Raw genomic sequence first — 25,575 nt, 5'->3', positions numbered from 1 at the left:
GGTCGATGATCTTGTGAATGTACGCACAAGCGTTTTCCCATTGTGGCATCGCACTTCGGGGGCCCTGTCGGCGGGCTGCCGTCGGCGGCTACCTTCGACCTCGTGGCTACGTTCCGACTTCAGGGCAGCAAGGTCCTCGCCGTCGACATGACGGGCGACAGCGTGAAGGCGAAGAACGGCTCGATGGTCGCGTACGACGGCCGGATGGCGTTCAAGAAGCTCAGCGGCGGCGGCGAGGGCATCCGGGGCATGGTGACCCGGCGCATCACCGGCGAACAGCTGACCGTGATGGAGGTCAGAGGGGAAGGCACCTGCTGGTTCGCCGACCGGGCGAGCGAGATCAACCTGGTGGGCCTGACCGGCGACAAGCTGTACGTCGAGGCGAGCAATCTGCTGTGCACGGACGCGGGCCTGCGCACCGGCACCTCGTTCACCGGCGTACGCGGGGCCTCGCAGGGCAACGGTCTGTTCACGACGACCGTGGAGGGCCACGGCCAGGCGGCGATCATGAGCGAGGGTCCGGCCGTCGTGCTCCGCGTCAGCCGTGACTTCCCGCTGACCGTGGACCCCGGCGCGTACATCGCCCACCAGGGGAACCTCCACCAGTCGTTCCAGTCGGGCGTGACCTTCCGTACGTACCTGGGGGAAGGCGGCGGCGAGGCGTTCCAGATCCTGTTCGAGGGCGACGGGCTCGTCTACGTGCAGCCCAGCGAGCGCAACACGATCGCGGGTGACGTGTGATGGCCGCCTTCCGCGAGATCAACTCGAAGATGGTCGAGGCGACCCTCGTCCCCGGTCAGCGGCTCTACAGCCAGCGCGGCGCGATGCTCGCGTACCGCGGCGACGTCACCTTCACCCCGAACGTGCAGGGCGGCCAGGGCGGACTGATGTCCATGATCGGCCGACGCGTCGCGAACGAGGCGACGCCGCTGATGACGGTCGAGGGCAGCGGCACCGTGCTGTTCGGCCACGGCGGCCACCACGTGCAGGTCATCACGCTGTCCGGCGACACCCTGTACGTGGAGGCGGACCGGCTGCTCGCCTTCGACGGGGCGCTGCGCCAGGGCACGATGTTCCTGGGCTCGCAGGGCGGCGTGATGGGCATGGTGCGCGGTCAGGTCAGCGGCCAGGGCCTGTTCACGACGACGCTGGAGGGGCACGGGGCGGTGGCCGTGATGGCGCACGGCGGGGTCATCGAGGTGCCGATCACGCCGGGCCGTTCCGTGCACGTCGACCCGCAGGCGTACGTGGCGCACCACGGCGACGTACGGAACAGGCTGTCCACGGCGGTCGGCTGGCGGGACATGGTGGGGCGCGGCAGCGGTGAGGCGTTCCAGCTGGAGCTGAGCGGGAGCGGTGCGGTGTACGTCCAGGCGTCGGAGGAGAAGCTGTGACCGGCCCGATCGTGTACGACCCGGCGTCCCTGCCGGTCGACGACAACGTGAACGCGTACACCTTCTGCGTGGAGCTGCGCGGCGGCCAGTGGTTCCTCCAGAAGGGCAAGATGATCGCCTACTACGGGCGGATCGACTTCAACGGCATCGGGCACGGCAGGCTCGACCGGCTCGTGCGCACCTCGTTCCACTCGCCGCTGCACGCGAGCGACTGGGTGGTCGCGGAGGGCACCGGCAAGATGCTGCTCGCGGACCGGGCCTTCGACGTGAACTCGTACGACCTCGACGAGGGGAATCTGACGATCCGCGCGGGCAATCTGCTCGCTTTTCAGCCAACTCTCTCGCTGAAGCAGTCGATCGTGCCCGGCTTCCTCACACTCATTGGCACCGGCAAATTCGTCGCGGCATCAAACGGTCCGGTTGTGTTCATGGAGCCGCCGCTGCGGGTCGATCCGCAGGCGCTCGTCGGCTGGGCCGACTGCCCCTCGCCGTGCCACCACTACGACCACGGGTATCTGACGGGCGTGATCGGCGGTCTACGTGCGATGACGGGCGTCGGCGGGGTCTCCGGCGAGGAGCACCAGTTCGAGTTCGTGGGTGCCGGTACGGTGCTGTTGCAGTCCAGCGAGTCGTTGATGCCGGAACAGCCGGTGGGTGACGTACCTCACCAGGCCGGAGTTCCGGGCGGACCGGGAGCCTCCGCGGGCAATCCTGGAGCACCGCGCCTTCCCGGACAGCTCGGCGACCTCCAGCGTCGCTTCGGGCTGTGAGCGGTAATCTGCGGAGTGTGACGTCGAACGCGAGTGCGTAGTGTGTCACCCCCCACATTCGTTCACCTTTCAACTTCTTAGGTAGAATCGATTCCATGGAGACCGAGACGGCCACGCCGTGGCTGACCGACGAGGAGCAGTGCGCCTGGCGCACGCACCTGGAGGTCAACAGACTGCTCAATTATCAGCTGGAGAAGGATCTCCAGCCCTTCGGCCTGACGATGAACGACTACGAGATCCTCGTGAACCTCTCCGAGGCCGAGGATCTGCGGATGCGGATGAGCGACCTCGCCGCCGCGACGCTGCAGTCCAAGAGCCGGCTCTCGCACCAGATCACGCGCATGGAGAACGCCGGTCTGGTCCGCCGCGAGAACTGCGAGTCGGACCGCCGGGGCCTCTACACCGTGCTCACCGACCACGGCATGGAGACCATGCGGAAGGTCGCCCCGCACCACGTGGCGTCCGTGCGCCGGCACTTCGTGGACCTGATCTCGGCGGAGCAGCTCGGCAATCTGCGCCAGGCCCTCTCACCGATCGCGGAACACCTGCGTTCGCAACGCGGCAAACCCTGAACTGACTAGTCGGCGGGCAGCGCGAGCTCGAAGAACGCGCCGCCCTCCGGCGCGGAACGCACCGTGAGCGTGCCGCCGTGCCGCTCCGCGACGTCCCGGGCGATGGCGAGGCCGAGACCGGCCCCGCCGCCGTCCCTGGTACGCGCGTCGTCGAGCCGCACGAAGCGCTCGAAGATCCGCTCGCGCTCGGCGTCGGGCACACCCTGCCCGTCGTCCGCGACCCCCAGCAGCACCCGGCCGCCCTCGGCCCGCACGCCCACCCGGACCCCGGCGCGGGCGTGCCGCTGCGCGTTGTCCACGAGGTTCCCGAGCACCCGCGCCAGCTGGCCGCGCGAGCCGCTGACCCGCGGCACGTCCCGTACGTCGACGGTGACCGGGACCCGGTCGCCGGTGCGCTGCGACAGCTCCTCGCGGACCAGGGCGGCGAGGTCCACCTCGGCGCCGCCCGGCTTCTCCCCCGCGTCGAGCCGGGCCAGCAGCAACAGGTCGGCCGCCAGCTCCTGGAGCCGCACCGTGTCCTCCACCGCGCCGTCCACGTCCAGCAGCTCCGGATGCGCCGCGCCCACCTCCAGCTGCGTGCGCAGCGAGGCGATCGGGCTGCGCAGCTCGTGCGAGGCGTCCGCGACGAAGCGGCGCTGGCGCTCCACGGACGACTCCAGGGCGGCCAGCGTCTCGTTCGTGGTGCCGGCGAGGCGGGCCACCTCGTCGTGGGTGTCCGGCTCGGGCACCCGCCTGCCGAGGTCCTGCGACGCCGTGATGGCGGCCATCTCCGCGCGGATGCCCTCCACGGGCCGCAGCGCGCGCCGGGTCACCAGGTACGTCACTCCGCCCACGATGACGAGCAGCACCGGGAAACCGATCAGCATCGAGGTCAACGCCGTGTTGACCGCGCTGCGTTCGGCCTCCAGGGAGCCGCCCGCGTGCACGGTCAGATCCCCGTACGCGGTGTCCTCGACCTCGACCGCGGCGAACCGGTAGTCGCCCTCGTCGCCGTCGATGGTGGCGGCGCCGTCGGTGTAGTCGGTGTGGTCGGAGACGCTCGCGCTCCGCCTGTCGTCGTCTCCCCCGTCGTCGTCCCCGTCGTCCTCGGGGCGCGCGGCGACGGGCTTCACGTCGCGCACGCCGGTACCGGAGACCTGCTCCAGGTCCTCGGACACGGCCACCACCCGGCCGTCGCCGTCGACGACCTGGACCGGGTCCTCGTCGTCCAGGTCCAGGGCGTCGGGGGCGGTGCCGGTGGCCAGGGCGGTGGCGACGCGGCGGGCGGTGGAGTCGGCGTCGCCGCCCGCCTGGTCGGTGAGGTTGGCGCGCAGCGAGAGCAGCACGGTGGCGCCGGCCGCGACGAGGGCGACCGCGACGACGAGGGTGGCGGCGAGGGCCGCGCGGGCCCGTACGGAGCCGAAGGGGCGCCTCATCGGGGCACCTCCAGGCGGTAGCCGGCGCCGCGCACGGTGCGGATGAGCGAGGAGCCGAGCTTGCGGCGCAGGGCGGAGACGTACACCTCGACGATGTTCGGATCGCCCTCGTACGCGAAGTCCCACACGTGATCGAGGATCTCGCCCTTCGACACCACCTCACCGGCCCGCGTGACGAGCTGCTCCAGAACGGCGAACTCCTTGGCGGTGAGCGGCACTTCACCGTCCTCGGCATGGGTGACACGACGGGCGGCGGTGTCGACGGCGTACGGGCCCACGGTGTGCACCGGGTTGGCGCTCTGGCTGTTGCCACGGCGCCGCAGCAGCGCCTTCACGCGCGCGACGAGGACGACGTACGAGAACGGCTTCGTCAGGTAGTCGTCGGCGCCGGTGTCGAGGCCCTCCGCCTCGTCGTACTCGCCGTCCTTCGCGGTCAGCATCAGGATCGGCACGTCGTTGCCGGCGGCGCGCAGGGCGGCGCAGACCCGGTAACCGTTCATGCCCGGCAGCATGATGTCGAGGACGAGCAGGTCGTACGGTGCCTCGCTCGCGCGGTGCAGCCCCTCCAGGCCGTCGTGGACCACGTCCACGGCGTAGCCCTCGGCGGTGAGGCCCTTGGCGAGGGACAGGGCGAGTCGCTTCTCGTCCTCGACGATCAACAGGCGCATGTGAGCAAGGGTCGCAGGTCGAACCTGAAGAAGGCTTCAGGCTCCTTCAGCGGGGCTTCAGGTGCGTCCGGGCAGTGTGGTTCCCGAAGTCGCCCACCGGACACGGGAGAAGCTCATGAAGCGCCGTACCACTGTCATCTCCGCCATCGCCGTCGTCGCCCTGCTCGGCGCGGGCACGGCCACCGCGGTCGCGGTCGCCGACGACGACGCCCCCACGAAGTCGGCCGCCTCCCAGTCGTCCGTGAAGGTGAAGGACGACGACGGCGTGAGCGACGACCAAGAGGAGGCGAACGAGGCGAAGGGCGCCAAGGTCTCCGCCGAGGACGCCATCGCCGCCGCCCTGAAGCACACGCCCGGCACGGCCGTGGGCGCGGACCTCGACTCCGACGACGGCCGGCTCGTCTGGGACGTCGACGTCATCGGCTCCGGCGACAAGTGGCAGCACGTCGAGGTCGACCCGGGCACGGGCAAGGTCCTCGGCGCCCACGAGGAGCGGGACGAGGACGACAGCGCGTCCCGCGTCGCGGCAGCCCTGAAGGACGCGCCGACGTCGGCCGAGGACGCCGCGAAGGCCGCGGCCTCCAAGGGCACGGTGACGTCGGTCGACGCCGACGACGACGGTTCGGTCAAGGTGTGGGAGGTCGAGACGACGTCGACGACCGGCAAGCAGCACGACTGGCACGTGGACCTCCGGTCGGGCGCGGTGACCGTGGATCACGCGTCGGACGACGACGGCGACGACGACTGACGTTCACCCGGCACCGGGGCGCGGCCGACAGGGCTCCGCCCCGGACCCCGCTCGGCGCCGGCCCTGTGCGGGCCGCGACATCCGACCCCGAGCCAAGCCGACCCTCTGCGGCACGACAACCCACGCCTCACGGGGCTCCGCCCCCCGGAGCCCCGTGACTCGAGCCACCGAAACCGGCCCCACGTCAGCCCCGAAGCCGAGCCCGAGCGAGCCCAGCCGACCCACGTCTACTCCCCGCCCACACGCCACCGGGCCCCGGAGCCCCGTGACTCCAACGCCGCAGGTCTTGAGCCACCAGCATCGGGCCCACGCCAGCCCCGAAGCCGGGCCCGAGCGAGCCCAGCCGACCCCCACCGGCACCCCGCACACACGTCACGGGGCTCCGCCCCGGGCCCCCGGCTGCTCAAACGCCGCAGGGGCTTTCTCTGCCCACCCTCGGCAGCGGCTCGGTGTACGCGGCGCTGCCCGGGTCGAGCACGTTCCCCCGGTCGTCTCCCACCCTCCCGCCCCCTCCGGGGGCGTCGGCAGGACGGGGCGGCACGTTGGTGCCGCGCAACGGATGTGACCACGCATCACCCGGCCTCCCATGCCGCGCAGCCGTGACCGACCGATACCGCCCCGCACGGGGCACGCCCACGGCGGCCATGCCCCGGAAGGGCCGGGAGGGCGGGTGGCAGGCGGGCAACGGCAGCCCGCAACCGGCAACGCAAGCGCAGCCACGCCGCACAACCACTCCAGGCCACACCCACTCAGCGGGCACCTCGGCTCAGGCCACACCCACCCCGCACAACCCACGGGGGCCGAGCCCCCGGAGGGGGCGGGAGGGTGGGAGATCAGCGGGCAACGGCCGCAACCGGAGGCCAACACGCAGGCACGCCCTGGCGCCACGCCGGCCGAAACCGCACCCAGCCCACAGGCACCACAGCGGCGTAACCCACACACCGCACCCCACAAGGCCCAGCCCCGGAGGGGACCAGAGCGCGGAACATAAGCAGGCAACGGGCCGCAGACGGAGGCCAACACGCGGGCACGCCCTGGCACCACGGCGGCCGAAACCGCACCCAGCCCACAGGCACCACAGCGGCGTAACCCACACACCGCACCCCACAAGGCCCAGCCCCGGAGGGGACCGGAGCGTGGAACATAAGCAGGCAACGGGCCGCAGAAGGCGGCGAACGCGCAGGCATGCCCTGGCACCACGGCGGCCGGAGCCGCGCCCCGCAGCCCTCGGGCCCACCGCGGCGTGACCCGCACGCCGCAACCCACGGGAGCCGAGCCCCCGGAGGGGCGGGTGGGTGGGAGATGGGCGGGCGACCGCCCGTAGGTGGAGGCGAGGGCGGGGCGTGACCCGAACGCCCCGCCTACGCCGCAACACACCCCCGCCACCCCGGCGGAGCCGGTCAGTTGCCCGTCAGGCCCTCGACCAGTTCGTCCGCCGCGCGGTACGGGTCCAGGTCGCCCGTGACGATGCGGTCGGCCAGGGCGCCGAGGCGGCGGTCGCCGGAGAGGTCGCCGATGCGTTCGCGCAGCGCCGTCACCGCGATCGCCTCGACCTCGCGCGCCGCCCGCGCCGCACGGCGCTCCGCGAGGACCCCGCGCTCCTCCATCCACGCCCGGTGCTTCTCGAGGGCCTCGACGACCTCGTCGATGCCCTCCCCGCGCGCGGCGACCGTCTTCACGATGGGCGGACGCCAGTCGCCCGCGGAGCGCGCCTCGCCGAGCCCCAGCATGTGGTTGAGCTCGCGGGCCGTGGCGTCGGCCCCGTCCCGGTCCGCCTTGTTGACCACGTACACGTCGCCGATCTCCAGGATTCCGGCCTTGGCCGCCTGGATCCCGTCTCCCATGCCGGGCGCGAGCAGCACCACCGACGTGTCGGCCTGCGAGGCGATCTCGACCTCGGACTGGCCGACGCCGACCGTCTCGACGAGGATCACGTCGCACCCGGCGGCGTCCAGCACCCGGATCGCCTGCGGCGCGGCCCAGGCGAGCCCGCCGAGGTGACCGCGCGTCGCCATCGACCGGATGTAGACCCCGGGGTCGGAGGCGTGCTCCGACATCCGGACCCGGTCACCGAGGAGCGCGCCCCCGCTGAACGGCGACGACGGGTCGACGGCGAGCACGCCGACCCGCTTCCCCGCCCGCCGGTACGCGCTCACGAGCGCCGACGTGGAGGTCGACTTGCCGACACCGGGCGAGCCGGTGAGCCCGACCACGTACGCGTTCCCGGTCAGCGGCGCCAGCGCCGCCATGACCTCGCGCAGCTGCGGGGACGCCCCCTCCACCAGCGAGATCAGCCGGGCCACGGCCCGCGGCCTGCCCTCCCTCGCCTGCGCTACCAACGTGGGGACGTCCTGCATCACAGCTCCGTTCACCAGTTGCCGTACGTACAACGAACCGCGTTACGCCTTGGGTACCCGCACGACCAGCGCGTCACCCTGACCGCCGCCACCGCACAGCGCGGCCGCGCCGACGCCGCCGCCGCGCCGCTTCAGCTCCAGGGCGAGGTGCAGCACGATGCGCGCGCCGGACATCCCGATCGGGTGACCCAGGGCGATGGCCCCGCCGTTGACGTTCACCTTTTCCGAGGACACGCCGAGGTCCTTCATTGACTGCACGGCGACCGCGGCGAACGCCTCGTTGATCTCGATGAGGTCGAGGTCCTCGACGCCGATGCCCTCCTTCTTGAGGGCGTGCTGGATCGCGTTCGACGGCTGCGACTGCAACGAGTTGTCGGGGCCCGCGACATTGCCGTGCGCGCCGATCTCGGCGATCCACTCGAGGCCGAGCTCCTGCGCCTTCGCCTTGCTCATGACGACGACCGCGGCGGCGCCATCGGAGATCTGCGAGGAGGTGCCCGCGGTGATCGTGCCGTCCTTCGCGAACGCGGGGCGCAGCTTGCCGAGGGACTCCGCCGTGGTCTCGGCGCGGATGCCCTCGTCCTTGCTGAAGACGACCGGCTCGCCCTTGCGTTGTGGGATCTCGACCGGCGTGATCTCGGCCTCGAAGACGCCGTTCTTCTGCGCGGCGGCCGCCCGCTGGTGGGACAGCGCCGCGATCTCGTCCTGCTCGGGGCGTGCGATGCCGAGGCGGGTGTTGTGCTTCTCCGTGGAGGCGCCCATCGGGATGTTCTCGAAGGAGTCGGTGAGGCCGTCGTACGCCATCGCGTCGAGCATCTCGACCGCGCCGTACTTGTAGCCCTCGCGGGACTTCGGGAGCAGGTGCGGCGCGTTCGTCATGGACTCCTGGCCGCCGGCCACGACCACGTCGAATTCGCCGGCGCGAACGAGCTGGTCGGCGAGCGCGATGGCGTCGAGCCCGGACAGACACACCTTGTTGATCGTGAGCGCGGGGACGTTCATCGGAATGCCGGCCTTGACCGCGGCCTGGCGCGCCGGGATCTGCCCCGCCCCGGCCTGCAGCACCTGGCCCATGATCACGTACTGCACCTGGTCGCCACCGATCCCCGCACGGTCGAGGGCGGCCTTGATCGCGAAGCCGCCGAGGTCGGCTCCGGAGAAGGACTTGAGCGAGCCGAGCAGTCGGCCCATGGGCGTCCGCGCGCCCGCGACGATCACTGAGGTGGTACCGGTCGTTCCTGACATGAGGCACGGCCCCTTGGAGGTGAGAAGTGAACGAGGGTTTACCTCAAAAGGTACTGACCGGTATGGCCCGCGTCATCGTCGCGTGAGTGTGATCGCGCGCACGTTGCGTAACCACTCGGTCCGCGCTGCACTGACAGCATGCTGACGCGAATCGACCACATCGGGATCGCCTGCTTCGACCTCGACAAGACAGTCGAGTTCTACCGGGCGACGTACGGCTTCGAGGTCTTCCACTCCGAGGTCAACGAGGAGCAGGGCGTGCGCGAGGCCATGCTCAAGATCAACGAGACGAGCGACGGGGGCGCCTCCTACCTCCAGCTGCTCGAACCCACCCGCGAGGACTCCGCCGTCGGCAAGTGGCTGGCCAAGAACGGCGAGGGCGTGCACCACATCGCCTTCGGCACGGCCGACGTCGACGCGGACGCCGCCGACATCAAGGACAAGGGCGTACGCGTCCTCTACGACGAGCCCCGGCGCGGCTCGATGGGCTCCCGCATCACGTTCCTGCACCCCAAGGACTGCCACGGCGTGCTCACCGAACTCGTCACCGCCGCACCGAAGGAGTCGGCGGAGCACTGACCTCCACATAGCCGTGCCGGTAGGGTTGTGGGGCGGCTGACGTCTTGGACGGCCAGCCGCGGGCCGGGGTCCGGGTATCGGGGGACGAGGGTCGGGGCAAGTCGGGCAGCACACGGCATCAGCCGTAACGGTCCGACGGCACCGGCGGATTCGATCTGACACCATTCCCCGGGGGCCCCGTTCGCGGGATGGGCGGGGCTCGTAAGAAGAACTTGCGACCAGGGGACGGATGGGACCGCGCAGTGCGGGGCTATGAGAGCCAGGACGGCCGTCGGCCGGCTGAGACCGACCATCTCTCGCGGTTCGAAGCCGAGATGGACCGGCTGAAGACCGAGCGGGAGAAGGCCGTCCAGCACGCCGAGGACCTCGGCTACCAGGTGGAGGTGTTGCGCGCCAAGCTGCACGAGGCGCGCCGCAGCCTGGCGTCCCGGCCTGCCTACGACAGCGCCGACCTGGGCTACCAGGCGGAACAGCTCCTCCGGAACGCGCAGATCCAGGCCGACCAGCTGCGCGCCGACGCCGAGCGCGAGCTGCGCGAGGCCCGCGCGCAGACCCAGCGCATCCTCCAGGAGCACGCCGAGCAGCAGTCCCGGCTCCAGTCCGAGCTGCACACCGAGGCGGTCAACCGCAGGCAGCAGCTCGACCAGGAGCTCGCCGAGCGCCGCCGCACGGTCGAGAACCACGTCAACGAGAACGTGCAGTGGGCCGAGCAGCTGCGCGCCCGCACCGAGCAGCAGGCCCGCCGCCTCCTCGACGAGTCCCGCGCCGAGGCCGACCAGGCGCTCGCCGCCGCCCGCACCGAGGCCGAGCGCGTCGCCGAGCAGGCCCGCCAGCGCCTCACGTCCGAGGCCGAGGAGGCGCGCGCCGAGGCGCAGTCGATCCTGGCCCGCGCCCGCCAGGACGCCGAGCGCCTGCTGAGCGCCGCCTCCACGCAGGCGCAGGAGGCCACCGACCACGCCGAGCAGCTGCGGACGTCGACGACCGAGGAGTCCGAGCAGGCCCGCCGCCGCTCCAGCGAGCTGAACCGGGCCGCCGAGCAGAAGATCGCCGAGGCGGACAGCGCGCTGCGCGAGGCCCGCGCCGAGGCCGACAAGGTGCTCGCGGAGGCGAAGGACGCGGCGGCGAAGCAGCTCGCGAGCGCCGAGGCGGCCAACGAGCAGCGCACCCGCACCGCCAAGGAGCAGGTCGCCCGCCTGGTCCAGGAGGCGACCAAGGACGCCGAGACCACGAAGTCGGAGGCCGAGCAGGTCGTCGCCGACGCGCGGGCCGAGGCCGAGAAGCTGATCGCCGAGGCCAAGGAGAAGGCCCGTACGGTCACCGCGGAGGAGACGGCGGGCGAGCTCGCGAAGGCCGCGCGCACCGCGGAGGACGTGCTCAACAAGGCGTCCGAGGAAGCCAAGGCGACGACGAAGGCGGCGGCCGACGAGGCGGAGCGGATCCGCACCGAGGCCGAGGCCGAGGCGGACCGGCTGCGCGCAGAGGCGCACGACGTGGCCGCCGAGCTCAAGGGCGCGGCGAAGGACGACACCAAGGAGTACCGCGCCAAGACCGTCGAGCTCCAGGAGGAGGCGCGGCGGCTGCGCGGCGAGGCCGAGCAGCTGCGGGCCGAGGCCGTGGAGGAGGGCGAGCGGATCAGGGCCGAGGCCCGCCGCGAGGCCGTCCAGCAGATCGAGGAGGCGGCCAGCACCGCCGAGCAGGTCCTCGCCAAGGCGAAGGCCGACGCCGACGAGCTGCGCACCGCGGCGACGACGGAGAGCGAGCGCGTCCGCACGGAGGCCATCGAGCGGGCCACGTCGCTGCGCAAGCAGGCCGAGGAGACCCTGGAGCGCACGCGCGCGGAGGCGGAGCGCTACCGCACCGAGGCCGAGGAGCAGGCGGAGGCCACCCGCGCCGAGGCCGAGCGCGCAGCGCAGGAGCTCAAGGACGAGGCCGAGCAGGCCATGCGGGCCAAGCAGGAGGAGGCGGCCCAGGAGCTGACCCGCCTGCACACGGAGGCCGAGGAGCGCCTGGCCGCGGCCGAGACGACGCTGAACGAGGCGCGGGAGCAGGGCGAGACGCTGCGCCGCGAGGCCGCGGAGGAGGCCGAGCGGCTGCGCACCGAGGCCGCGGAGCGCGCCCGTACGGTGCAGGCGCAGGCCGAGGCGGAGGCCGAGCGCCTTCGTACGGAGGCCGCGGCTGACGCCTCGACGACCCGCTCCGAGGCCGAGAACGCCGCCGTACGGCTCCAGTCCGAGGCCGCGGCCGAGGCCGAGCGGCTCAAGACGGAGGCGCAGGAGTCCGCCGACCGGACCCGCGCCGAGGCACGGACCGCCGCCGAGCGGATCTCCGCGGAGGCCGCCGAGACGCTGGCCGCCGCCCAGGAGGAGGCGGCACGGCGCCGCCGCGAGGCCGAGGAGACGCTCGGCAGCGCGCGCGAGGAGGCCGAGCAGGAGCGCGAGCGGGCCCGCGAGCAGAGCGAGGAGCTGCTCGCCGTGGCGCGCGCCCGCGTCGAGGAGGCACAGGCCGAGGCCGTCCGCCTGGTCGAGGAGGCGGACCAGCGGGCGACCGAGATGGTCTCCACCGCCGAGCAGACGGCGCAGCAGGTGCGCGACTCCGTGGCCGGTCTGCACGAGCAGGCCCAGGAGGAGATCACCGGGCTCCGGTCGGCCGCCGAGCACGCGGCGGAGCGCACGCGCACGGAGGCGCAGGAGGAGGCCGACCGGGTCCGCTCCGACGCCTACGCGGAGCGGGAGCGCGCGACCGAGGACGCGAACCGGCTGCGTTCCGAGGCCACCGCGGAGGCGGAGGCCGCCAAGGCGATGGCGGAGCGCACCGTCTCGGAGGCGTTCGCGGAGGCGGAGCGGCTGCGCACGGACGCGTCCGAGCACGCCCAGCAGGTCCGTACGGAGGCCTCCGACCTGCGTGCTGCGGCCGACCAGGACGCCTCGCGCACCCGGGCCGACGCCCGCGAGGACGCGAACCGGATCAGGTCCGACGCGGCGGAGCAGGCCGACTCCCTGATCACCGAGGCGACCTCCGAGGCCGAGCGCCTGACGACGGAGACGAACGCGGAGGCGGAGCGCGTCCGCGCCGAGTCCACCGCGAAGGCCGAGAAGCTGGTGGGCGACGCCACCGCGGAGGCCGAGCGGCTCACCGCCGAGTCGACGGCGAAGGCCGAGAAGCTCGTCGGGGACGCGACGGCGGAGGCCGAGCGGCTGCGCGCCGAATCGACGGCCGCCGCCGAGCAGTTGGCGAACGAGACGCGGGCCGAGGCCGAGCGCGTGCGGACCGAGTCCGTCGCCAAGGCCGAGAAGCTGATCGCGGACGCGTCGGGCGACGCGGAGCGGCTGCGCGCCGAGGCCGCGGAGACGGTGACGTCGGCGCAGCAGCACGCCGAGCGGATCCGCAGCGAGTCCGAGCGCGTCAAGGCGGACGCGGCGGCCGAGGCGGACCGCATCACGGCGGCCGCCCGCGAGGAGGCCGAGCGCACCCTCGACGAGGCCCGCAAGGACGCCAACAAGCGCCGTACGGAGGCCGCCGAGCAGGTCGACAAGCTGATCACGGAGTCCACCGCGGAGGCCGACAAGCTGACCCGCGAGGCCCAGGAGGCGGCGCAGAAGAAGACCGCGGACGCGGAGGCGCAGGCCGACACGATGGTCGGCGCGGCCCGCACCGAGGCCGAGCGCCTGATCGCCGAGTCGACCGTCGAGGGCAACTCCATTGTGGAGAAGGCCCGTACGGACGCGGACGAGCTGCTGGTCGGTGCCCGCAGGGACGCGACGCAGATCAGGGAGCGCGCCGAAGAGCTGCGCGACCGGATCACGGCCGAGATCGAGGAGCTGCACGAGCACGCGCGGCGCGAGTCGGCGGAGGCCATGAAGAGCGCGGGCGAGCGCTGCGACGCGCTGGTCAAGGCCGCCGAGGAGCAGCTGTCCGAGGCGCAGGCCAAGGCCAAGGAAGTGCTCAGCGACGCGGATTCGGAGGCCGGCAAGGTCCGGATCGCCGCCGTGAAGAAGGCCGAGGGTCTGCTCAAGGAAGCCGAGCAGAAGAAGGCCGAGCTCTCCCGCGAGGCGGACCGGATCAAGGCGGAAGCCGAGCAGGAGGCCGCCGCGATGATCGAGAAGGGTCAGCGCGAACTCGACGTGCTCGTCAGGCGGCGCGAGGACATCAATGCCGAGATCTCCCGTGTCCAGGACGTGCTGGAAGCGTTGGAGAGTTTTGAGGCGCCGTCCGGCGGGGGAAGCAAGGACGGCGTCAAGGCGGGGGCCGCGGCAGGGGCCACACGTTCGGGTGGCAAGGGCTCGGAGGGCTAGCGATTCGGCCAACGACCGTGCTCATCAAGGACCTTGGTCCCGGTTCCCCGCAAGCACTCCGTCCCTACGCCACTCAAAAGGGGGGTCATTCTAGAGCTGAAGGCTGATCAATCCGACATCTGCCCGATGACACGCCGCTGTGCCCCCTAGGATTCCCCCTATCACCTCACCGGTCTCATTCGACAGGAACCCCATGAGCGACACTTCCCCCTACGGCTTCGAGCTTGTGCGGCGTGGGTACGACCGCGCTCAGGTGGACGAACGGATCTCCAAGCTCGTCTCCGACCGTGACAGCGCTCTTGCCCGTATCACTGCTCTGGAAAAGCGCATCGAGGAACTCCACCTCGAGACGCAGAACGCCCAGGCTCAGGTGAACGACGCGGAGCCGTCGTACGCCGGCCTCGGCGCGCGCGTCGAGAAGATCCTCCGCCTCGCCGAGGAGGAGGCCAAGGACCTGCGCGAAGAGGCCCGCAGGGCGGCCGAGCAGCACCGGGAGCTCGCCGAGTCCGCGGCCCAGCAGGTGCGCAACGACGCGGAGTCGTTCGCCGCCGAGCGCAAGGCCAAGGCCGAGGACGAGGGCGTTCGGATCGTCGAGAAGGCCAAGGGCGAGGCCACCGCGCTGCGCACCGAGGCGCAGAAGGACGCGCAGTCCAAGCGCGAGGAGGCGGACGCCCTCTTCGAGGAGACGCGCGCCAAGGCCGCCCAGGCCGCCGCCGACTTCGAGACGAACCTGGCCAAGCGCCGCGAGCAGTCCGAGCGCGATCTGGCCTCGCGTCAGGCCAAGGCCGAGAAGCGCCTCGCCGAGATCGAGCACCGTGCCGAGCAGCTCCGCCTCGAGGCCGAGAAGCTGCGCACCGACGCCGAGCGCCGTGCGCGCCAGACGGTGGAGACGGCGCAGCGCCAGGCCGAGGACATCGTCGCGGACGCGAACGCCAAGGCGGACCGTATCCGCAGCGAATCCGAGCGGGAGCTCGCGGCGCTCACGAACCGCCGCGACTCCATCAACGCGCAGCTCACGAACGTGCGCGAGATGCTGGCGACGCTCACCGGTGCGGCGGTCGCCGCCGCGGGCGCCCCGGCGGAGGACGAGCCCGTCTCCCGCGGCGTCCCGGCCCAGCAGTCCCGGTAGCGCTCGCTCGCGCTCACCCGGCCCCCGGTCACACACAAGTGGCCGGGGGCTTTGGTGCGTTTTAGCGTGGGCGCATGATCGAGCTCTCGGGGCTGACCAAGCGGTACGGCGAGAAGACCGCCGTGGACGACCTCACGTTCTCCGTGCGGCCGGGAATCGTCACCGGCTTCCTCGGCCCCAACGGCGCGGGCAAGTCCACCACCATGCGGATGATGCTCGGCCTCGACAACCCGACGGCCGGCGACGTCCGCATCGACGGCAAGCACTACGCCCAGCTGAAGGACCCGCTGCGCCACATCGGCGCCCTGCTCGACGCGAAGGCGATGCACGGCGGCCGCAGCGCCTACAACCACCTCCTCTGCCTGGCGCAGTCCAACGGCATCCCGAAGACCCGGGTGCACGAGGTCCTCGACACGGTCGGCCTCACGGCCGTGGCCCGTAAGAAGGCCAAGGGCTTCTCGCTCGGCATGGGCCAGCGCCTCGGCATCGCCGGCGCCCTCCTCGGCGACCCGCGGATCCTGATGTTCGACGAGCCGGTGAACGGCCTCGACCCCGAGGGCATCCACTGGATCCGCAACCTGATGAAGTCCCTCGCCGCGGCGGGCCGCACGGTCTTCGTCTCCTCGCACCTGATGAGCGAGATGGCCCTCACCGCCGACCACCTGGTGGTGATCGGCCAGGGCCGGCTCCTCGCCGACATGTCGATGCCGGACTTCATCCGCCGGAACTCCCGCTCGTACGTCCGCCTGCGCTCCCCGCAGCGCGAGCGCCTGCTCGACGTGCTGCACGACGCCGGCATCACCGTCGTCGAGTCCGGCGACGCCCTGGAGGTGGACGGCCACCCCGCGGAGGAGCTGGGCGAACTCGCCGCGCGCAACCAGATCGTCCTGCACGAGCTGAGCCCCCAGCAGGCCTCGCTCGAAGAAGCGTTTATGCAGCTGACGGCGGAGTCCGTGGAGTACCACGCACACACCGACGCCCCGGACCGGTACGACCTCCAGAACCCGCAGCCGCCGCAGGACCCGCAGCAGCCGGGATGGGGTTCGAGCTGGAAACAGGCGAAGCACGCGAACCGACAGAAGGGCGCCTGAGATGGCCGCGGCCCAGGTCCTCCGCTCCGAGTGGACCAAGATCAAATCGGTGAACTCGACGGCCCTCACGCTCGGCCTCGCGGTGCTGGTCTCCGTCGGCCTCGGCATGCTGATCAGCGCGCTCACCAACAACGAGTTCGACAAGATGTCGACCGGGGACAAGCTGACCTTCGACCCGACCTTCATCTCGTTCTCCGGCCTCACCCTCGGCCAGCTCGCGATGCTCGTCTTCGGCGTCCTGGTGGTCGCCAGCGAGTACAGCACGGGCATGATCCGGACCTCGCTCGCGGCGGTCCCGCAGCGCGGCACGTTCCTGTTCTCGAAGATCCTGGTCGCCGCGCTGCTCGCACTCGTCGTCGCCCTGGTCATCAGCTTCGCGTCGTTCTTCCTCGGCCAGCTGATGCTCGGCGACCACGGCACGGACCTCGGCGCGCCGAACGTGCTGCGCGCCGTGTTCGGCGCCGCCGTCTACATGACGCTGCTGACGATGTTCTCGATGGGCGTCGCGACGATGCTCCGCTCCCCCATGCTCTCGCTCGGCATCCTGATGCCGTTCTTCTTCCTGGTCTCGCCGATCCTCGGCAGCGTCTCCGCGACGAAGAAGGTCGCCCAGTACTTCCCCGACCAGGCGGGCGCGAAGATCATGCAGGTGGTGGACCCGCCGAGCGACGACGCCCCGTACGGGCCGTGGGGCGGCCTCGCGATCCTGCTGGTGTGGGTGGCCGTGGCGCTGATCGTCGGGTACGTGCTCCTGAAGAAGCGGGACGCGTAGGACGGCAGCCCCGGCCTGCCCTACCCTGCGGCCCCATGGCGCTCATCGACCCCGGCCGCACCCTGGCCTCCCTCGGCTACGACACCGTCCCCGCCCTCACGCCGCTGAGCTACCCCGGACGCCCGGTCACCGCCCCCGCCCTGCTGCGCGGCGACGAACTCCTCGACCTGGACGTGGAGCGCGAGCTGCCCCGCTGGACCGAGGACCGCACCCCCGTCCTCGCGGTCGGCTCCAACGCGGCCCCCGCCCAGGTCGCGTACAAGCTGAAGAAGCTCGGGCTTCCGGTCGCCGTGCCGATGGTGCCGCTGCCCACCCGCGGCATCGGCGTCGGCTGCTCCGCACACATCGGGCGCAACGGCTATGTGGCCGCCGCCCCCTACCCGGACCCGCGCGCCGCCCGCACCCTCGTGGTGTCCTGGCTCGACGCGGCGCAGCTGAAGGCCGTCGACGCCACCGAGCTGCCGAACTACCGCCGGGTCGCCGTCCCCGACGCCCCGGTGCCCGGCCTCCAGATGTACGTCGGTGAGCACGGCGTCCTCCTCGACCCGGCCACCGGGCTGCCGCGGGCCGGCGGCGGCGACCAGGCGGGCCTCCTGAGCGCGCTCATGGCGGGCTCCCCCGAGCTGGCCGCGCTGCTCGGGCCGACCCCGCGGGACTGGGTGCGGCTCGCCGCCGCGTCGCCCGCCGTGCGCGAGCAGGGCACCCGGCTGCTCCGCGCGGTCGGAACCACCCCCTCCGGCCCCGTCTGACTCTTTGCCCACTCTTGGCCGGAACCGTCAGCGCCCGTATACGCTCCTAACCCTTACGGGGGCGTCTGCCCCGACGTCCTGAAACTCTCAGAACCTTCCGATGGGTGCGGAGAATGATCGAGGCAGTCGGCCTGACGAAGCGCTACGGCGCGAAGACAGCCGTGTACAACCTTTCTTTCCAGGTCCGGCCGGGAACCGTGACCGGGTTCCTCGGGCCGAACGGCTCGGGCAAGTCCACGACGATGCGCATGATCCTCGGCCTCGACCAGCCGACGGCGGGCCATGTGACCATCGGCGGCTACCCGTACAACAAGCTGCCGAACGCGCCGCGGCAGGTGGGCGCGCTGCTCGACGCGAAGGCCGTGCACGGCGGGCGGACGGCCCGCAGCCATCTGCTGAGCCTCGCCCAGCTGTCCGGCATCCCGGCCCGGCGCGTCGACGAGGTGCTCGGCGTCGTCGGCCTCCAGGAGGTCGCCAAGCGGCGCTCCAAGGGCTTCTCGCTCGGCATGGGGCAGCGGCTCGGCATCGCGGCGGCGCTGCTCGGCGACCCGCAGGTGCTGCTCTTCGACGAGCCGGTCAACGGCCTGGACCCCGAGGGCATCCTCTGGGTCCGCAATCTGATGAAGACGCTCGCCTCCGAGGGCCGCACGGTCTTCGTCTCCTCGCACCTGATGAGCGAGATGGCGCTGACCGCAGAGCACCTGATCGTGATCGGGCGCGGGCAACTGCTCGCCGACATGAGCGTGCGGGACTTCATCGCGCACAACTCGGCGGGCTTCGCGCGCGTGCGCACGCCCGACAGCGAGCCGCAGCAGCGCGAGAAGCTGACGGCGGCGCTGACCGAGGCGGGCGGCCAGGTGCTGCCCGAGCAGGACGGCGGCCTCCGGGTCACCGGCCTGCCGCTGCCGCGCATCAGCGACCTGGCGCACGACGCGGACGTACGGCTGTGGGAGCTCTCGCCGCACCAGGCCTCCCTCGAGGAGGCGTACATGCGGATGACGCAGGGCGCCGTCGACTACCGCTCGACCGCCGACCAGCGCGCGGGCCTGCACGAGCCGCTGCCGCCCGGCGCGGTGCCGCCCGGCCAGATGCCGGTGCCGGGCCAGGGCCAGCCCGGCTGGTACGCCCCGCCGCCGCCCCAGGCGCAGCCGATGCCGCCGATGGCGGACCAGAACCCGTACGCGGCCCCGATGCCTCCCGCGGCCCCGCCCGCCGCGCCCCCGGCACCGCCCGCAGCCCCGGCCCCGACCGCCCCGCCGATGGACAAGGACGCCCGATGAGCACGCCGCCCCCGCCCCTCGCCGCCCCCGGCGCCACGTACGCCTCGCCCATCCCGGTCCGCAAGGCGCACCTCGGCGACGCGCTCGCGTCGGAGTGGACGAAGATCCGGTCCGTGCGCTCCACGATGTGGACGCTGGGCGTGATGATCGTGCTGATGGTCGGCATCGGCCTGGCGTCCGCCGCCGTGGTCGCCTCCGACGACGGCCCGAAGCCGAGCAGCGACCAGGTGCTCAGCCTCGGCTTCTTCGGCACGCTGCTCGGCACCATCTGCGTGATGACCCTCGGCGTCCTGACCATCGCGTCCGAGTACGGCACCGGCATGATCCGGACGACGATGACGGCCTGCTCCAGCCGGAGCCGGGTGCTCGCCGCCAAGGCGATCGTGTTCTTCGTGCTCGTCTCCGTCCTGACGACGGTGTTCGCCGCGCTCGTCGGCGCGCTCCAGGTCGGCATCGTCGGCGTGGACTCGCCGGAGGGCGGCACGTGGGCGAAGGCGACCGTCGGCGTCGGACTGTTCGTCGCGCTGCTCGGTCTGCTGGGCCTCGCCGTCGGCACGCTGGTGCGGCACTCGGCGGGCGCGATCACCATCATGGTGGGCGTCGTGCTGCTGCCGCTGGTCATGGCGATGTTCATGTTCGCGGAGTCGCTGAAGGACGTGCAGCAGGCGCTGTTCGAGTACTCGGTCCCGAGCCAGCTCGCCGTGCTCTACGACCAGTCCGTGACCGGCACATCGGGCCCCACCGGCTGGGAGCCCCTGTGGATCATGGCGCTCATCACCGCCGTCGCGCTCGGCGGCGCGTTCCTCTCGCTCAACAACCGCGACGTGTAGCGGGATCGGGAGGCCCCGGCGGGTCTCAGTACCGCGGCGCGTTCCTGGACCGCTGCACCTTCGTGGTGCGGCGGTCCTTCGCGTTCCAGCACGCCTTGTGCCAGTGCCGGCGGTCGTCCACTCCCCCGTACTCGGGCCAGGCCACCACGTGCGCGACGCCGGAGGGGATCTGCTGGTCGCAGCCGGGGCAGCGGTAGGTCTTCCCCGCGGCGCTCGCGCCGGCGACGTGGCGGACGCTCCACTCCTCGCCCTGCCAGCTCTCGGTGAACTGGAATCCGCCGTAGCGCCTCGACTCGCCCCCGCCCCCGGCGGACTCGCTGCTGCTGGAGGACCCGCCGGCCTTCGGGCGGTTGCGGCGCGGAGACACGTCTCACCTCGGGATGTATGAACGGAGCAGGAGGTCGTGTCCAGCCTACGCCGAAGGAGCGGGGGTACCCGAGGACCGTCCCGCCGGGGGCCGCACCGGGAATTGCCGGAAAATCCGCCAATCTTCTTGCGAGGCCGTGTCCTTGGCACTTGCCAACCGTTATTGCCTTCAGGGGGGAGTGCCCGCGTCGGCGCCAAGGAAGGCAGGAGTGCGATGCGTGTAGGAACGTTTGTACTGGCCGCCCAGTTTCCCGGCCAGGGTCAGGGGGAGGCGCTGCACCGCGCGGTGCGGTCCGCCGAGGTCGCCGAGGAGGCGGGGCTCGACTCCGTCTGGCTCGCCGAGCATCACTTCGTGCCGTACGGGACGTGCCCTTCGGCCGTCACCCTGGCCGCGCTGCTGCTCGGCCGCACCCGCACCCTGCGGGTCGGCACGGCGGTGAGCGTGCTGCCGACCGCGCACCCCGTCGCCCTCGGCGAGCAGGCCGCGCTGCTGCACGTCACGTCGGGCGGCCGGTTCTCGCTCGGCGTCGGCCGCGGCGGCCCGTGGGTGGACCTGGAGGTCTTCGGCTCGGGCATCGAGGCGTACGAGAAGGGGTTCCCGGAATCCCTCGACCTGCTGCTCGACTGGCTGCGGGAGGAGCGCGTCGGCGGCTCCGGCGAGCGCTTCGCGTTCCGCGAGGTGCCGGTGGTGCCGCGCCCCGCTGAGGCGATCGGCGGGGCCGGCGCGGAAGGGCCGGAAGTGGTCGTCGCCTGTACGTCGCCGAAGACCGTGCGGCTCGCCGCCGAGCGGGGCCTGCCGATGCTGCTCGGCATGCACGTCGGGGACGCGGAGAAGGCGGAGATGGTCGGCCTGTGGCGGCGCCACGCGCGCGAGGCGGGCCGCTCGGTCGACGAGATCTACGCGGCGGAGCACGTGTCCGCCGGTGTCGCCCAGATCGGTGACAGCGGGCCCGAGGCCTCGGAGACCCTCCTCAAGGCGATGCCGGGCTGGCTGAAGCAGGGTCTTGACGCCCATGTGACGGTCGACGGCCGGGCGCGGTCGATGCGCGACCCGTACGCGTACACGGAGTTGCTCTGCTCGCTGCATCCGGTGGGCACCGCGCAGCTGTGCGCCGACCGGCTGGCGGCCACGGCGGAGCGGACGGGGATCACGCGGTTCGCCCTGCTCGTCGAGGGCTCGGGCGACCTCGCGGCGACGGAGGAGAACGTGCGGCGCCTCGGCGCCGAGGTCCTGCCGCAACTCGGCTGAACCGGTGGGGCGTTCGCCCAGTGCCTGCCGACCCGTACTGATGCACCTCCCGCGTACGGGACGGCAGGCAGGGCTGTCACGCCCTCACCGCTCAGCAGTCACGCAGTTCCGGCGACTGGTTGAGCAGCTGGTTACGTGCCGAGGTGAAGCGGGCGAGCGTGTCGTCCACCGACGGGTCCTGCGGGAACACCGCGACCCTGTGGCAGTTCTGGAACGCGAGGCGGACACCGAAGTGCCGCTGCAGTGCCCCACGTATCGCGTCACTCGCGAGCGCGCGCAGAAGCTGTCCGCGCGCCTGCTCGTCCGGGGGCGGCGTCTGGTTGTCGGCGAAGTCTCCGCCGTCGACCTTCAGCTGGGCCACCAGGGAGCTGATCATCTCCCATGCGTAAGGCAGGGAGGTCCGGACGCAGTCGACGAAGTCCTTTTCGTCGACCTCGCCTCGCTCGGCCTGTTCCAACAGTGCCGGTGAGACGTCGAGCGACATGGGTTCTCCTCTCGCACCCCCGGGGAGCGGGGGTTGACGGACAGGGCAGAAGTCCTCGGCACGCACGGCCCGTGGAACACGCAGCGTGCACGCGCCGCGACCTCCTGCTTCTACGGTAGGCAACGTGTCCGGACGGCAACAGGGCGTAGGGGCAACGGGTCGCACACAACCGGCCAATGCTGAACGCGTGCTTACGCGTGCTTATTAGGGCGAAGTGCGTGGACCACTGTGCGTCGAGTAGCGTTGCCGACCATGCGTCTCGTCATCGCCCGTTGCTCCGTGGACTACGCGGGCCGGCTCACCGCCCATCTTCCGTCGGCACCCCGCCTCATCCTCGTGAAGGCGGACGGCAGCGTCTCGATCCATGCGGACGACCGCGCCTACAAGCCCCTCAACTGGATGTCGCCGCCCTGCACCTTGAAGGAGGGCAGCGGCGAGGACGAGGGCAAGTGGACCGTCACGAACAAGGCGGGCGAGAAACTCATCATCACGATGGAGGAGGTCCTCCACGACTCCTCGCACGAGCTCGGCGTCGACCCCGGCCTCATCAAGGACGGCGTCGAGGCGCACCTCCAGGAGCTGCTCGCCGACCGCATCGACACGCTCGGCGAGGGCTACACGCTGATCCGCCGCGAGTACATGACCGCGATCGGGCCCGTCGACATCCTCTGCCGGGACGGCGACGGGCAGACGGTGGCCGTCGAGATCAAGCGGCGCGGCGAGATCGACGGGGTCGAGCAACTCACCCGGTACCTGGAGCTGTTGAACCGCGACCCGCACCTCGCGCCGGTGAAGGGAATCTTCGCGGCGCAGGAGATCAAGCCCCAGGCGCGCGTGCTCGCGACCGACCGGGGGATCGGGTGCGCGGTGCTGGACTACGACGCGTTGCGGGGCATCGAGGACGACAAGCTGCGGCTCTTCTGACGTTGTTCGCGGGAGGCGGGGTCGACGCTTTGCGGCGTCGGCCCCGCTTTCCTATGCGGTGGTCGTTCCCGACGAACCCGGCGACGTCGAGATCGGTCCGCTGGCCGTGTCCGAGGTGTCGGGGGTGGACGGCTCCGTGGTCGGGGTCGTCGGTTCCGTCGTGGTCGGGCTCGGCGGCGGGGACGACGACGGAGGCTTGGTCGGGGACTGCGTAGGGGGCTTCGTCGGGCTCTTGGACGGGGACTTCGAGGGCGACTTCGACGGGGACCTGGTCGGCTTCTTCGTCGGGTCGTCCGGGGACGCCGAGTCGCTCGGCGTGCCGGAGGCGTCGTCGCTCGGGGCCTTCGACGGCGTCGGGTCGTCCGATGTGCCGAGGACGCCGTCCTCGCCGGGATCGGTCGGCGCCGCGCTCGCGCCGCCGCCCTCGCCGCCCGCCTCGTCGGCGCCGAGGTCCCCGCCGCTCTCCCCCGCCGTCGCCGACGGGTTCGTCCTGACCTTGTCCGACGGCGAGTCGTCGTTGCCCGACGTGGCGCCGAGCGTGACGACCGTGCCGAGCACCGCCGCGAGCAGCGCGCCGGCGCCGGCCGCCACCATGTTGCGCCGCGCGCCGTTCAGCACCGACCTGCGCGGGGGTGCCTTGGCCCCGAGGACCGTCGGGGCGGGCGGCGGGGCCGGGGTGGGCAGGGCGGCCTGCCGGGTCACCACGGTGTCGGGCTCGACCGGTCGCGCGGGGACTCCCCCGGGCGGCGACGCCGACTCCTCGTACATCGCCTCCGGGATCTCCTCGCCGGCCGTCGCGCCGCCCGAGCGGTCCGCGACGAGCGCGAGGGCCCGGCGGCCCGCGGTCGTGCCGCGCTTGTCGGCGGCGGCGCCGCGCAGCGCGATGGCGGCCTCCAGCTCGACGCGGGCCCGGTCGAGCTGCCCGTCGAGTATCGCGAGGACGCCCAACTCGTGGTGGAAGTACGCCTCTTCGGCCACCTCGCCCGCGGAGCGCGCCGCTTCGAGCCCGGCCCTGAGGGCGCGCTCCCACGCACCCCAGGCGAGCCCCGCGGCGAACGCGGGTGCGGCGGCGCGGGCCAGTTCGAGGGAGACCTCGGGGGCCGGTGCGGCGGCGAGCGCGGCGAGCACCGCGTCGCACTCGGCGACCGCGCGCTCGGGCCCGACCGACGGGTGCGCGGCCCACCAGGCGTAGTGCTGGGCGGCGGTGCGCCCGCGGCCCGCGCCGTCGGTGCCGTAGCCCGCGGCCTCCAGCTGCTGCCGGACTCCGGCGGCGAGCCGGTAGCGGCCGCCGACCGGGGTGACGAGCGCACAGGAGACGAGCTCGGCGAGGGCCGCGTCGGCGTGCGTGTCGCCGACGAGGGCCGGCAGGTGCGCCTGGTGCGGCACCTCGCCGCCGAGCGCGACCGCGAACTCCAGGGTGGCGCGCGCGGACGCGCCGAGCCGGGAGGCGAGCAGCGGGGCGGGCGCTGCGGCCTCGGCGAGGGCGGGCAGCGGCACGTCGTGCCCGTCGGAGGTGTCGAACGGCGCGTCGACGGGGGCCGCGCCCGGCCCCTCGTAGTAGCCGAACGCGTCGAAGGCCTCGGGGTCGGCGCGGAGTTGGTCGCGCTGCCGCAGCAGGGCGCCCGCCTGGACGAAGCGCAGCGGCAGGCCCTCGGACTCGAACCAGAGGTCGGCGGCCCACTGCGCCTCCTCGTCGGTGAGCACCCGGCCGACGGCCCGCTCCAGGAGCTCCTGTCCCGCGCCGCGACCGAGTCCCGCGAGGAAGACCTCCTCGACGTGCGAGTCCGCGGAGGGCGCCGGCACGTCGGGCGTCGTGGACAGCAGGAAGGCGCACTCGGGCGTGGCCTCCAGGAGTTCGTCGAGCGCCGCGCCGCCGAACTCCAGGTCGTCGAGGACGACGACGGCGCCGATCTCGTGGACGAGTTCGAGCAGCAGCGCCCGGTCGGGGCGGTGCAGCGGCGCGTCGTACACGGCGGCGAACAGCTCGTGCAGCAGCTCGTCGACGGTGCGCCGGTGGCCGCAGAGCCGGACGACGCCGTCGGGCGCGAGGTCGGCGCAGTCCTCGGTGATCTGGTCGAGCAGCGCCGTGCGCCCGGCTCCGGCGGGCCCTGTGAGCCGTACGGAGCGGCCGCGCGCCAGGAGCCGCACCAGGCGCTCGCGCTCCTCCTGACGCTCCAGGAGCGGCCGCTGGGGCTGCGCGGGGCCCGGCGGCAGCGGCGGCCTGGACGCGCGGGCCCGCGCCGCGCGCGCCGCCGCGTCGTGCTTGGCGGGCCGGGCGGGGCGCTCGCCGGGCGGGCAGGGTTCGATCTCGCTGCCGTCGACGGGATTGACGGTCAGCAGGTGGTCGCCCGAGACCAGCCGCACGGCGCGGACGACCGCGGGCGACGGCTGGCCGAAGTCGGGCGTCAGGGGGTCGCGGGGCGGCCGTCGGCCCGCGCCGCCGTCCCCCGTCCCGTCCTGCCGGTCCTGGCCGAAATCTTCCGGTCCCCGGTTCATCGGGTCCATGGTCAAAGCCCCCCAAAAGCGTGGTGTGCCGCTTGCCCCTCCCGGCCTGTGCACACAGCGCTGTCGCTTCTGGCCCGGCGCCCGCGCCCCGGGTTCTCTGTTGTGGCGGGCGACCGAACCTTAGACCTTCGCCCAGTATCTACGAAGCCGGGAGGT

22 protein-coding genes are annotated in these 25,575 nt (G+C 72.5%); 15 read left to right on the top strand and 7 right to left on the bottom strand.

Features of this window, described 5'->3' with window-relative positions:
* Positions 1-102 precede the first annotated feature (102 nt).
* The 4 genes from ACTWJ8_RS26195 (at position 103) to ACTWJ8_RS26180 (ending at position 2,736) form a co-directional block, all read left to right on the top strand.
* A complete protein-coding gene (locus ACTWJ8_RS26195; RefSeq protein WP_356373908.1) occupies positions 103-741 on the top strand; it encodes an AIM24 family protein in 639 nt (212 codons plus the stop codon).
* Positions 741-1,394, top strand: a complete 654-nt coding sequence (locus ACTWJ8_RS26190) for an AIM24 family protein (protein WP_356373909.1) — start codon at positions 741-743, stop codon at positions 1,392-1,394. The genes ACTWJ8_RS26195 and ACTWJ8_RS26190 overlap by 1 nt, the downstream gene beginning before the upstream one ends.
* Entirely contained in the window at positions 1,391-2,164 is a 774-nt protein-coding gene (locus tag ACTWJ8_RS26185; protein ID WP_356373910.1) for an AIM24 family protein, read from the top strand. The genes ACTWJ8_RS26190 and ACTWJ8_RS26185 overlap by 4 nt, the downstream gene beginning before the upstream one ends.
* Positions 2,165-2,259: 95 nt before the next feature.
* The gene (locus ACTWJ8_RS26180) at positions 2,260-2,736 is read left to right on the top strand and encodes a MarR family winged helix-turn-helix transcriptional regulator (RefSeq protein WP_356373911.1); all 477 of its coding nucleotides are present in this window, start codon (positions 2,260-2,262) and stop codon (positions 2,734-2,736) included.
* Between the two features lie 5 nt (positions 2,737-2,741).
* Here the strand turns inward: ACTWJ8_RS26180 and ACTWJ8_RS26175 are convergent, their stop codons facing one another.
* Both ACTWJ8_RS26175 and ACTWJ8_RS26170 read right to left on the bottom strand, forming a co-directional pair.
* Positions 2,742-4,151, bottom strand: a complete 1,410-nt coding sequence (locus ACTWJ8_RS26175) for a sensor histidine kinase (protein WP_356373912.1) — start codon at positions 4,149-4,151, stop codon at positions 2,742-2,744.
* Complete coding sequence (locus ACTWJ8_RS26170) at positions 4,148-4,819, bottom strand: response regulator transcription factor (RefSeq protein WP_356373913.1); 672 nt, start codon at positions 4,817-4,819, stop codon at positions 4,148-4,150. The genes ACTWJ8_RS26175 and ACTWJ8_RS26170 overlap by 4 nt, the downstream gene beginning before the upstream one ends.
* Before the next feature lie 115 nt (positions 4,820-4,934).
* Here ACTWJ8_RS26170 and ACTWJ8_RS26165 point away from each other — a divergent pair, with 115 nt between their 5' ends.
* The gene (locus ACTWJ8_RS26165; protein WP_356373914.1) at positions 4,935-5,567 is read left to right on the top strand and encodes a PepSY domain-containing protein; all 633 of its coding nucleotides are present in this window, start codon (positions 4,935-4,937) and stop codon (positions 5,565-5,567) included.
* A 1,400-nt stretch (positions 5,568-6,967) separates the two neighbouring features.
* On the opposite strand, the gene meaB is transcribed toward ACTWJ8_RS26165, so the two are convergent.
* Both meaB and ACTWJ8_RS26155 read right to left on the bottom strand, forming a co-directional pair.
* Complete coding sequence (meaB, locus tag ACTWJ8_RS26160) at positions 6,968-7,924, bottom strand: methylmalonyl Co-A mutase-associated GTPase MeaB (RefSeq protein WP_356373915.1); 957 nt, start codon at positions 7,922-7,924, stop codon at positions 6,968-6,970.
* A gap of 42 nt (positions 7,925-7,966) precedes the next feature.
* Positions 7,967-9,169 carry an acetyl-CoA C-acetyltransferase gene (locus ACTWJ8_RS26155; RefSeq protein WP_356373916.1) on the bottom strand — a complete coding sequence of 401 codons (1,203 nt, stop codon included), beginning with the start codon at positions 9,167-9,169 and terminating at the stop codon, positions 7,967-7,969.
* 138 nt (positions 9,170-9,307) lie between these two features.
* On the opposite strand from ACTWJ8_RS26155, the gene mce reads away from it, so the two are divergent.
* From mce to ACTWJ8_RS26115, 8 genes are all read left to right on the top strand, one after another.
* Positions 9,308-9,748, top strand: a complete 441-nt coding sequence (gene mce / locus ACTWJ8_RS26150; protein WP_356373917.1) for a methylmalonyl-CoA epimerase — start codon at positions 9,308-9,310, stop codon at positions 9,746-9,748.
* Between the two features lie 242 nt (positions 9,749-9,990).
* Positions 9,991-14,040, top strand: a complete 4,050-nt coding sequence (gene scy, locus ACTWJ8_RS26145) for a polarized growth protein Scy (protein ID WP_443260415.1) — start codon at positions 9,991-9,993, stop codon at positions 14,038-14,040.
* A gap of 193 nt (positions 14,041-14,233) precedes the next feature.
* A complete protein-coding gene (locus tag ACTWJ8_RS26140) occupies positions 14,234-15,169 on the top strand; it encodes a cellulose-binding protein (protein ID WP_356373919.1) in 936 nt (311 codons plus the stop codon).
* Positions 15,170-15,243: 74 nt separating this feature from the next.
* Positions 15,244-16,260: an ABC transporter ATP-binding protein gene (locus ACTWJ8_RS26135; protein WP_356373920.1), complete on the top strand. Its 1,017-nt coding sequence runs from the start codon at positions 15,244-15,246 to the stop codon at positions 16,258-16,260.
* Position 16,261: 1 nt separating this feature from the next.
* The gene (locus ACTWJ8_RS26130) at positions 16,262-17,032 is read left to right on the top strand and encodes an ABC transporter permease subunit (protein ID WP_356373921.1); all 771 of its coding nucleotides are present in this window, start codon (positions 16,262-16,264) and stop codon (positions 17,030-17,032) included.
* 35 nt (positions 17,033-17,067) lie between these two features.
* Positions 17,068-17,781, top strand: coding sequence for a hypothetical protein (locus ACTWJ8_RS26125; protein WP_356373922.1), 714 nt, complete (start codon positions 17,068-17,070; stop codon positions 17,779-17,781).
* Positions 17,782-17,894: 113 nt separating this feature from the next.
* Positions 17,895-19,061: an ABC transporter ATP-binding protein gene (locus ACTWJ8_RS26120; RefSeq protein ID WP_356373923.1), complete on the top strand. Its 1,167-nt coding sequence runs from the start codon at positions 17,895-17,897 to the stop codon at positions 19,059-19,061.
* Positions 19,058-19,891 carry an ABC transporter permease gene (locus ACTWJ8_RS26115; RefSeq protein WP_356373924.1) on the top strand — a complete coding sequence of 278 codons (834 nt, stop codon included), beginning with the start codon at positions 19,058-19,060 and terminating at the stop codon, positions 19,889-19,891. Before ACTWJ8_RS26120 ends, ACTWJ8_RS26115 begins: the two co-directional genes overlap by 4 nt.
* A gap of 25 nt (positions 19,892-19,916) precedes the next feature.
* Here the strand turns inward: ACTWJ8_RS26115 and ACTWJ8_RS26110 are convergent, their stop codons facing one another.
* On the bottom strand, positions 19,917-20,258 hold the full coding sequence (locus tag ACTWJ8_RS26110; protein WP_356373925.1) for an ATP/GTP-binding protein: 342 nt from the start codon (positions 20,256-20,258) through the stop codon (positions 19,917-19,919).
* A 213-nt stretch (positions 20,259-20,471) separates the two neighbouring features.
* Here ACTWJ8_RS26110 and ACTWJ8_RS26105 point away from each other — a divergent pair, with 213 nt between their 5' ends.
* Positions 20,472-21,506, top strand: a complete 1,035-nt coding sequence (locus tag ACTWJ8_RS26105; RefSeq protein ID WP_443260414.1) for an LLM class flavin-dependent oxidoreductase — start codon at positions 20,472-20,474, stop codon at positions 21,504-21,506.
* A 91-nt stretch (positions 21,507-21,597) separates the two neighbouring features.
* On the opposite strand, the gene ACTWJ8_RS26100 is transcribed toward ACTWJ8_RS26105, so the two are convergent.
* Positions 21,598-21,990 carry an SCO5389 family protein gene (locus tag ACTWJ8_RS26100; RefSeq protein ID WP_356373927.1) on the bottom strand — a complete coding sequence of 131 codons (393 nt, stop codon included), beginning with the start codon at positions 21,988-21,990 and terminating at the stop codon, positions 21,598-21,600.
* A gap of 252 nt (positions 21,991-22,242) precedes the next feature.
* On the opposite strand from ACTWJ8_RS26100, the gene nucS reads away from it, so the two are divergent.
* Complete coding sequence (gene nucS / locus ACTWJ8_RS26095; RefSeq protein WP_356373928.1) at positions 22,243-22,914, top strand: endonuclease NucS; 672 nt, start codon at positions 22,243-22,245, stop codon at positions 22,912-22,914.
* A gap of 51 nt (positions 22,915-22,965) precedes the next feature.
* On the opposite strand, the gene ACTWJ8_RS26090 is transcribed toward nucS, so the two are convergent.
* Positions 22,966-25,419, bottom strand: a complete 2,454-nt coding sequence (locus tag ACTWJ8_RS26090) for an ATP-binding protein (protein ID WP_443260413.1) — start codon at positions 25,417-25,419, stop codon at positions 22,966-22,968.
* Between the last annotated feature and the right edge of the window lie 156 nt (positions 25,420-25,575).

It is taken from the genome of Streptomyces sp. SDT5-1 (assembly GCF_052245995.1).
Taxonomy (GTDB): domain Bacteria; phylum Actinomycetota; class Actinomycetes; order Streptomycetales; family Streptomycetaceae; genus Streptomyces.
The sequence above is the reverse complement of the archived record's forward strand: the minus strand, read 5'-3'. Positions and strand labels throughout refer to the sequence as shown.